Origin of the sequence: Streptomyces sp. YS-3, from assembly GCF_045257485.1 — a bacterium.
GTDB lineage: Bacteria > Actinomycetota > Actinomycetes > Streptomycetales > Streptomycetaceae > Streptomyces.
The window spans coordinates 1-8,498 of record NZ_JBJHPC010000317.1; the positions used below are offsets into that span (position 1 = coordinate 1).

Annotated in this window: 9 protein-coding genes; 6 read left to right on the forward strand and 3 right to left on the reverse strand. The window is 72.0% G+C overall.

From position 1 onward, the window contains the following. Both ACJA3G_RS23305 and ACJA3G_RS23310 read right to left on the reverse strand, forming a co-directional pair. The coding region (locus ACJA3G_RS23305) for an SCO1860 family LAETG-anchored protein (RefSeq protein ID WP_406554979.1) at positions 1 to 883 on the reverse strand (883 nt) is incomplete at its 3' end. A 349-nt stretch (positions 884 to 1,232) separates the two neighbouring features. Continuing rightward, entirely contained in the window at positions 1,233 to 2,324 is a 1,092-nt protein-coding gene (locus ACJA3G_RS23310; RefSeq protein ID WP_406554980.1) for an amidohydrolase family protein, read from the reverse strand. 89 nt (positions 2,325 to 2,413) lie between these two features. Here ACJA3G_RS23310 and ACJA3G_RS23315 point away from each other — a divergent pair, with 89 nt between their 5' ends. The 6 genes from ACJA3G_RS23315 to ACJA3G_RS23340 all read left to right on the forward strand — a co-directional run bounded on the left by ACJA3G_RS23315 (position 2,414) and on the right by ACJA3G_RS23340 (position 7,620). Beyond that, positions 2,414 to 3,511 (forward strand): pyridoxal-phosphate-dependent aminotransferase family protein, encoded by a 1,098-nt coding sequence (locus tag ACJA3G_RS23315; RefSeq protein WP_406554981.1) that lies wholly within the window; start codon positions 2,414 to 2,416, stop codon positions 3,509 to 3,511. A gap of 304 nt (positions 3,512 to 3,815) precedes the next feature. After that, on the forward strand, positions 3,816 to 4,325 hold the full coding sequence (ectA, locus tag ACJA3G_RS23320) for a diaminobutyrate acetyltransferase (protein ID WP_406554982.1): 510 nt from the start codon (positions 3,816 to 3,818) through the stop codon (positions 4,323 to 4,325). After that, a complete protein-coding gene (gene ectB, locus ACJA3G_RS23325) occupies positions 4,322 to 5,596 on the forward strand; it encodes a diaminobutyrate--2-oxoglutarate transaminase (protein ID WP_406554983.1) in 1,275 nt (424 codons plus the stop codon). The genes ectA and ectB overlap by 4 nt, the downstream gene beginning before the upstream one ends. Positions 5,597 to 5,641: 45 nt before the next feature. Then, the gene (locus ACJA3G_RS23330) at positions 5,642 to 6,046 is read left to right on the forward strand and encodes an ectoine synthase (protein WP_406554984.1); all 405 of its coding nucleotides are present in this window, start codon (positions 5,642 to 5,644) and stop codon (positions 6,044 to 6,046) included. 5 nt (positions 6,047 to 6,051) lie between these two features. Further along, positions 6,052 to 6,906 carry an ectoine hydroxylase gene (gene thpD, locus ACJA3G_RS23335; protein WP_406554985.1) on the forward strand — a complete coding sequence of 285 codons (855 nt, stop codon included), beginning with the start codon at positions 6,052 to 6,054 and terminating at the stop codon, positions 6,904 to 6,906. A gap of 54 nt (positions 6,907 to 6,960) precedes the next feature. Then, entirely contained in the window at positions 6,961 to 7,620 is a 660-nt protein-coding gene (locus tag ACJA3G_RS23340) for a hypothetical protein (protein ID WP_406554986.1), read from the forward strand. Here the strand turns inward: ACJA3G_RS23340 and ACJA3G_RS23345 are convergent. Further along, positions 7,598 to 8,299 carry a hypothetical protein gene (locus tag ACJA3G_RS23345; RefSeq protein ID WP_406554987.1) on the reverse strand — a complete coding sequence of 234 codons (702 nt, stop codon included), beginning with the start codon at positions 8,297 to 8,299 and terminating at the stop codon, positions 7,598 to 7,600. The two genes, ACJA3G_RS23340 and ACJA3G_RS23345, sit on opposite strands and share 23 nt — an antisense overlap. Between the last annotated feature and the right edge of the window lie 199 nt (positions 8,300 to 8,498).

Genomic DNA, 8,498 nt, shown 5'->3' on the forward strand with positions numbered 1-8,498 from the left:
CCACATAGCCCGTCGACGAACCCCCACCCGTCTGCGCCAGTTTGGGTTCCGCCGCCGTCTGCGTCCGCACCTCCGTACTCGACGTACGGGCGACCGGGGCGGGGGCCGACGCCGGGGCCGGGGACTCGCAGGTCGCCTCCCCGAGCGTCACCTCACCCTCCACCTCCGCCACGTTCAGCTTCAGCGGGTTCACCGACACCCGCAGCCGCAGCGCCGTCGCCGCCGCCGTCCGCGACGTCGTACGCGTCGACGACAGGTCCAGGGTCACCTCGCCCACTCCCGGCACCGCCACCCGCGTCGTCCCGCCCGTGGTCAGGGTCAGCTTCCTACCCAGGACCGTCACACCGCCCAGCAGGTTGGACGACGCCACCGGACGCGCGCCCGCCGCGCACACCGCCCTGGAGGTCACGTCCTGGACCTCCACCAGGGACAGCAGCGGCAGACCGGGGACGTGCAGCCGGGCGTGGAGCAGGCGCGCGGTGCCCTCCGCCCCGGCCGCCCCCACCGTCGCCGTCGCGGTCGCCACGTCCGCCTTCAGGACGTTCACCGGCCGGCCCTTCTCGACGCCGTCGAGCTTCACCTCCAGCGCCGTCTTCCCCGCGGTGCCCGAACCGGCCGGTGCCCGGACGTCGTTGAGCGTGGCCTTCAGGGGGATGTCGACCGTCTTGTTCAGGAGCGATACGTCCAGGCCGGTGCGGAGCACCACCGCGCTCGCCCGGCCCTGGCCGCCGCCGGTGGCCGCGACCGCGCCGGTACCCGTGCCCGGCCCCGGACCCCCGCCCGTGGCGTATGCCGGGACGGGCGTCGCGAGGGCCAGGGAGCCGAGCGTCAGGGCCAGTGCGGCCGAGGTGCGTACGGGCAGGCGGAAGTTGATCGTGTTCACGGTGGTGGAACCCCCACGGGAGACATGAGCCGTCACCGGCGCGCGCCCTCCCACGGGGACTCGTGGGACTCAAGCGAGTCAGGGGCGCGCCGGTGACTGGAGACACCGGAATCTTTACGCACGGAGAGTGAAACGGCGGCTACGTGACGTCAGTTCACCCCAAGGGGGTTCGAACCGGCCGCCCGTTCGACTTCCGTCGCGCATCCGTTCCCGCCCCGGGGCCGGTCCATCCCCCTTGCGGCGTACGCCGGTGGCCCGTACCGGCGTACGCGCCAATGTGGCCGAAAAAGCTACAACGAGCCGCCGTCCGGACCGTCACCCTCCGCGTCAACTCCCCGCACCGGCCCCGTCATCCCACGATCCGCCCGTTCAGCACGATCCGGCTCGGCGCCGCCAGCACCCGTACATCCGCCCGCGGGTCCCCCTCGTACACCACGAGGTCCGCCGGAGCGCCCTCCTCCAGGACCGGGCGGCCCAGCCAGGCACGGGCGCCCCAGGCCGTGGCGGAGAGGGCCTCGACCGGCGGGATGCCGGCCTTCACCAGCTCCGCGACCTCCGCCGCGACCAGACCGTGCGCCATCGAGCCGCCCGCGTCGGTGCCGACGAAGACGGGGATACCGGCGTCGAAGGCCGAGCGCACGGTGTCGTAGCGGCGGGCGTGCAGCCGGCGCATATGGGCCGACCACCGGGGGAACTTGGCCTCCCCGCCGTCCGCGAGGTGCGGGAACGTGGCGATGTTGACCAGGGTCGGGACGATGGCGACGCCCCGCTCGGCGAAGAGTGGGACGGTGTCGTCGGTGAGCCCCGTCGCGTGCTCGATGCAGTCGATGCCCGCCTCGACCAGGTCGCGCAGGGAGTCCTCGGCGAAGCAGTGGGCCGTCACCCGGGCGCCCAGCCGGTGCGCCTCGGCGATCGCCGCCTCCACCTCCCCGCGCGGCCAGCACGGCGCGAGGTCGCCCGCCTCGCGGTCGATCCAGTCGCCGACCAGCTTCACCCAGCCGTCGCCGCGCCGCGCCTCGCGGGCCACGTACGCGACGAGGTCGCCGGGCTCGATCTCATGGGCGTAGTTGCGGATGTAGCGGCGGGTGCGCGCGATGTGGCGGCCCGCCCTGATGATCTTCGGCAGGTCCTCGCGGTCGTCGATCCAGCGGGTGTCGGAGGGCGAGCCGGCGTCCCGCAGCAGCAGGGTGCCCGCCTCCCGGTCCGTCAGCGCCTGCTTCTCGCTGGTCTCGTCGTCGACCGGGCCGTGCCGGTCGAGCCCGACGTGGCAGTGCGCGTCGACCAGGCCGGGCAGCGCCCAGCCGGTGACCGTGACGGCGTCCACCGCGCCCGGCGGACGCTCGTAGGTGACCCGGCCGTCCACCGCCCACAGTTCGTCCCGCACCTCCTCCGGGCCGACGAGCACCCGCCCCTTCACATGCAGCACCACGTGATCGCTCATGGTCAGCACTGTACGAGGCGCTGGGTACCCTCGACCGGGTACACCCACCCGGGCACCCGAGCACCCCTTGATGTGAAGAAGGCACCGCTGTGACGCACCCGTTCCTCGACCTGCCCCCGCTGACCGCCGCCCGTTTCGCGGCCATCGAGCGGCGGGTGGCGGCGCTCCTCGCCACCGAGCAGGACGTGGTGATCACGCAGGGCGAGGCGCTGCTGCCGCTGGAGGGCTGTATCCGGGGCGCCGCGCACCCCGGCTCCACCGCGCTGAACGTGGTGACCGGCCCGTACGGCCAGACCTTCGGCGACTGGCTGCGGGACTGCGGTGCCCGCGTGGTCGATCTGGAGGTCCCCTTCCACACGGCCGTCTCCGCCGAGGAGATCGACCGGGCCCTCACCGAGCACCCGGAGATCGACTTCGTCTCCCTGGTGCACGCGGAGGCGGCGACCGGCAACACCAACCCGGTGGCGGAGATCGGCGAGGTGGTGCGTCGGCACGGCGCGCTGTTCATGCTGGACGCGGTGGCGTCGGTGGCCGCCGAGCCGCTGCTGCCGGACGCGTGGGGGGTGGACCTGTGCGTGATCGGCGCGCAGAAGGCGATGGGCGGCCCGGCGGGCGTCTCGGCGGTGTCGGTCAGCGAGCGGGCCTGGGCGCGTATGGCCGCGAACCCGAAGGCCCCGCGCCGCTCCTACCTCTCGCTCCTGGACTGGAAGCAGCGCTGGATCGACGGCGGTCGCAAGGCGCTGCTGCACGCCCCGGCCCAGCTGGAGATGCTGGCGCTGGAGGCGTGTGTGGAGCGGATCGAGGCGGAGGGCCTGGACGTGGTGATGGCCCGGCACGCCCGTGCCGCCGCCGCGACCCGGGCCGGCGCCTCGGCGCTCGGCGGCGGTCTGCGGCCGTATGTGCGCGACGCGCGGGACGCGGCCCCGGTGGCCACGACGCTGCGCGTCCCCGAGGGCGTCGACGCCTCCGAGCTGGTCGCGCGGGCGCTCGCGGCCGACCCGTCGCTGCCGCTGATCGCGGGCGGCGGGGCGCTGGCGAAGGAGATGGTCCGGGTCAACCACTACGGGGCCGACGCCACGGAGGAAGCGGTCCGGGGCTCGCTCGCGGCGCTGGGGGCGGCGCTGGGCGAGCGGGGCGTGCCGGCCGACACCGAAGCCGCCCTCAAGGCTGTTTCCCGAGCCTGGTGAAAGCAACCCGACGACACCTTTACCGCTGACAAATAGCCGGTGAATTCCACTAAACGGGAAGCTGCTTTATCCGGAGCAGCTTCCCGTTTTCTTCTGCCCCAGCCAGTTGATCTCAAACACACGAATCGAAGACGGTTTTTCGGACCCTGAGCGGGTGTGATCGACTCCACATCGGCGCTGTTTTGTCCGGTAATTACCGGACAAACCGCCTCGCGCGTACACCTGCGTGATAACACAGAACAGCGCCGCGCACACCCCCTGGCGGGAATGCGATTTCGATTTCCGCTGGGTAAATTCCCTCCGCATGACCGCCGCACAGACCGTTGTCCATATCGACACCCCACGCGTCGAGGACGGCGCCGCGATCTGGCGTATCGCCCGCGACTCGCAAGTCCTGGACCTCAACTCCTCGTACAGCTATCTCCTCTGGTGCCGTGACTTCGCCGCGACCTCCCTGGTGGCGCGCGACGCCACCGGTGAGCCGATCGCCTTCGTCACCGGCTACGTCCGGCCGGACCGCCCCGGGACGCTCGTCGTCTGGCAGGTCGCCGTCGACCGTGAGCACCGGGGGCGCGGCCTGGCCGGCACCCTCCTCGAAGCGCTGACCGCGAAGGTCACCGACTCGCACGGCGTCGGCTCCGTCGAGACGACCGTGACCCCCGACAACACCGCCTCCGACCGGCTGTTCACCTCCTTCGCCGAGCGGCGTGGCACCGCCCCCCACCGCGAAGTGCTCTTCGACAGCCACCTGTTCCCCGACGAGGGGCACAAGGCGGAAGTCCTGTACCGGATCGACCTGGGAGTACGACTGTGACCATCACCCCGCCCGCGCTGAGCGTCTTCGAGACCGTGGAGTCGGAGGTCCGCAGCTACTGCCGCGGCTGGCCCGCCGTCTTCGACCGCGCCCAGGGCGCCCGGCTGACCGACGAGGACGGCCATGAGTACCTCGACTTCTTCGCGGGGGCCGGCTCACTCAACTACGGCCACAACAACCCGGTGCTCAAACGCGCGCTGCTCGACTATCTCGAACGCGACGGCATCACCCACGGCCTCGACATGGCCACCACGTCCAAACGCGCGTTCCTGGAGACGTTCCAGAACGTGATCCTGCGCCCGCGCGACCTGCCGTACAAGGTGATGTTCCCCGGCCCGACCGGCACCAACGCGGTCGAGGCGGCGCTGAAGCTGGCCCGGAAGGTGAAGGGCCGCGAGTCGATCGTCTCCTTCACCAACGCCTTCCACGGCATGTCGCTGGGCTCGCTCGCCGTCACCGGCAACGCCTTCAAGCGGGCCGGGGCCGGCATCCCGCTGGTGCACGGCACGCCGATGCCGTTCGACAACTACCTGGACGGGCAGGTGCCCGACTTCCTGTGGTTCGAGCGGCTCCTGGAGGACCAGGGCTCCGGGCTCAACAAGCCCGCCGCCGTGATCGTCGAGACCGTGCAGGGCGAGGGCGGCATCAACGTGGCGCGGCCCGAGTGGCTGCGCGCCCTCGCCGACCTCTGCCGGCGCCAGGACATGCTCCTGATCGTCGACGACATCCAGATGGGGTGCGGGCGCACCGGCGCGTTCTTCTCGTTCGAGGAGGCGGGCATCACCCCGGACATCGTCACCCTGTCCAAGTCGATCAGCGGCTACGGACTGCCCATGTCGCTCTGCCTGTTCAAGCCGGAGCTGGACGTGTGGGAGCCGGGCGAGCACAACGGCACCTTCCGCGGCAACAACCCGGCCTTCGTCACCGCGACCGCGGCCCTCCAGGCGTACTGGTCGGACGGCGGCGCCCTGGAGAAGCAGACCCGGGCCCGCGGCGAGCAGGTCGAGCAGGCGCTGATCTCCATCACCGAGGAGAACCTGGTCGACGTCAAGGAGTACCGGGGCCACGGCCTGGTCTGGGGCCTGGAGTTCCACGACAAGGCGCGGGCGGGCAAGGTCGCGCGGCGCGCCTTCGACCTCGGCCTGCTGGTCGAGACGTCGGGCCCGCAGAGCGAGGTCGTCAAGCTGCTGCCGCCGCTGACCATCACCGAGGACGAACTCGACGAGGGGCTGCGCACCCTGGCCCGCGCCGTCCGCGAGACGGCCGTCTGACCACCGCCCGACCGCCGTAGTCACGAGGAAAGAGAGCAACCCCCTGTGATCGTCCGCTCGTTGAAGGACATCGAGAACACCGAACGCCACGTCCGCGCCGCCTCCGGCACCTGGGAGAGCAGGCGGATCGTCCTCGCCCAGGAGAAGGTCGGCTTCTCCCTCCACGAGACGGTCCTGTACGCGGGCACCGAGACGTCGATGTGGTACGCCAACCACATCGAGGCGGTGCTGTGCGTGGAGGGCGAGGCCGAGCTCACCGACCACGAGAGCGGCGAGACCCACTGGATCGAGCCCGGCACGATGTACCTGCTGAACGGCCATGAGCGCCACACCCTGCGCCCCAAGACCGACTTCCGCTGCGTCTGCGTCTTCAACCCGCCCGTCACCGGACGGGAGGACCACGACGAGAACGGCGTCTACCCCCTGCTGACCGAACCCGAGGAGGGCTGATCACCATGCAGGACCTGTACCCCACCCGCGGCGCCGCCGAGGTAGTGACCCCCCGTCAGGACCCCGTCGTCTGGGGCCCGTCCGAGGGCTTCGAGTCGTACGAGAAGGACGGCTTCCTCACCGTCGACCAGCTCCTCGCCGACGACGAGGTGGCCCTCTACCGGCGCGAGCTGGAGCGGATGATCGCCGACCCGGCGATCCGCGCCGACGAGCGGTCCATCGTGGAGCCCCAGACCCAGTCCGTGCGCTCGGTCTTCGAGGTGCACAAGCTGAGCGAGGTCTTCGCGGGCCTGGTGCGCGACGAGCGCGTGGTCGGCACCGCCCGGCGCATCCTGGGCTCGGACGTGTACGTCCACCAGTCGCGCATCAACGTGAAGCCGGGGTTCGGCGCGTCGGGCTTCTACTGGCACTCGGACTTCGAGACCTGGCACGCCGAGGACGGTCTGCCGAACATGCGGACCGTCTCCGTGTCGATCGCGCTCACCGAGAACCACGACACCAACGGCGGCCTGATGATCATGCCCGGTTCGCACCGGGACTTCCTCGGGTGCGCCGGGGCGACGCCCAAGGACAACTACAAGAAGTCGCTCCAGATGCAGGACGCGGGCACGCCGTCCGACGAGGCGCTCACCAAGATGGCGGACCGGCACGGGATCCGGCTCTTCACCGGGCGCGCGGGCTCGGCGACCTGGTTCGACTGCAACTGCATGCACGGCTCCGGTGACAACATCACCCCGTATCCGCGCAGCAACGTCTTCATCGTCTTCAACAGCGTGGAGAACGCGGCGGTCGAACCGTTCGCGGCCCCGATCCGCCGCCCGGAGTTCATCGGCGCGAGGGACTTCACCCCGGTGCGCTGACCGGGCGAGCGGCTGCCGTCCGGCCGTACGGTGATCGTTGGTACGGTCGGGCGCATGGCTGATGAAACCTCACGGGCCCCCGTCACCGCGGCCGATGTCGAACACGCCGTACGGCTCTCGGTCACCGCGCTGCGGGCCGGACTGGCCGCGGACTGGGGCGCGAGGGCCGGCTCCCTGGAATGGGACTGCTGGGAGACCGTCGAGCACCTCTCGGACGACCTCTTCGCGTACGCCGTGCAGCTCGGCCCGGAGCAGCCGCCGCTCGACGGCGAGGTGCCGTTCCTGTGGGAGGCGAGGCGTCCCGGCGGGCCGCGCAACGCCGTACACGCGGACCGCGCGGCCGGGCCCGCCGGGCTCCTGATGACCCTGGAGGCGAGCGGCGCCCTGCTGACCGCGATGGTGCGCACGGTCTCCCCCGAGGTCCGCGCCCACCACACCTTCGGCGTCTCGGACCCGGAGGGCTTCGCGGCGATGGGCGTCGTCGAGACACTGCTGCACACCCATGACGTGGCCCAGGGCCTCGGGGTCACCTGGGCGCCACCCGCCGGGCTGTGCGACCGGGTGCTGGCCCGGCTGTTCCGTGAGGTCCCGGCGGACCCGGACCGGTGGCGCGTACTGCTGTGGGCCACCGGCCGGGCCGACCTGCCGGACCTGCCGCGCCAGGAGTCCTGGCGCTGGTACGGCGAACCACTCAGTGACGCAGCCAGATCCTGAGCCCGCCGACCGGGGTGAACCCGGCGCGGACGGCGGCCGTGAGGTCGTCGCCGCTCTCGTAGCCGACCACGTCGAGGCCGGGCCGGTGCCGGGCGAGCGTGCCCAGGCAGCCTGCCCAGGCCGCGTCGAGGTCGCCGTCGACCGCGAAGAGGTTGGAGACACCCACCACCGACGCGCTCGTACTGGCGACGGCTCCGGCGACGATCCGGCCCGCCGAGTCCCGCGCGGCGAGGAAGGCGTGGGCGTCCTCGGCGAGGAGCGCGGGCGGGAAGAGCCCCTCACTGTCCCCGTCCGACCACGCCCGCTCCCAGCGCGCCAACTCCTCCTCGGTACGCACCCGTTCCCACTCCCCCGCTCCCGGCCCGGGGGCGGGGCGGTGGATCCACTGGGCGTCGAAGAGCACCGCGAAGCCCTCCCCCGTCAGATCGAGGGCGGCGAAGCTGTCCTTCACCGAGGCGCCCGGCGAGGCGTCGATCCGCTCCACGGTCCCGCGCTCCCCGGCGCCGGGGCCGAGCGTCACCGCGTCGGGGTAGAACGGCGGGGTGCGCCGGGCGCTGGTCCAGGCGTGGGGGGACCAGGCGCCCGTGATGCCGTGGGCGCGGCAGAGCGCCTCGCACCACTCGGCGTTGTTGCGGGCGGCGGCGCGTACCCGGGTGTCCTGCTCGGTATCGGTGGTCACGGCCCGATGATCACTCCCGCCGCCGGGCCCTGACCAGTCGTTTTCCCTGGGCGGGACGGTGGCGGCGGCCGGAGAAGCGCGCCCCGCCGCGCTCACCGGATCGCGCCGAGCACCTCCAGCACCCGGTCCACGTCGGCGGACGAGTTGTACAGGTGCACGGCGAACCGCAGGTTCCCGCCCCGCGCGGACGCGTACACCC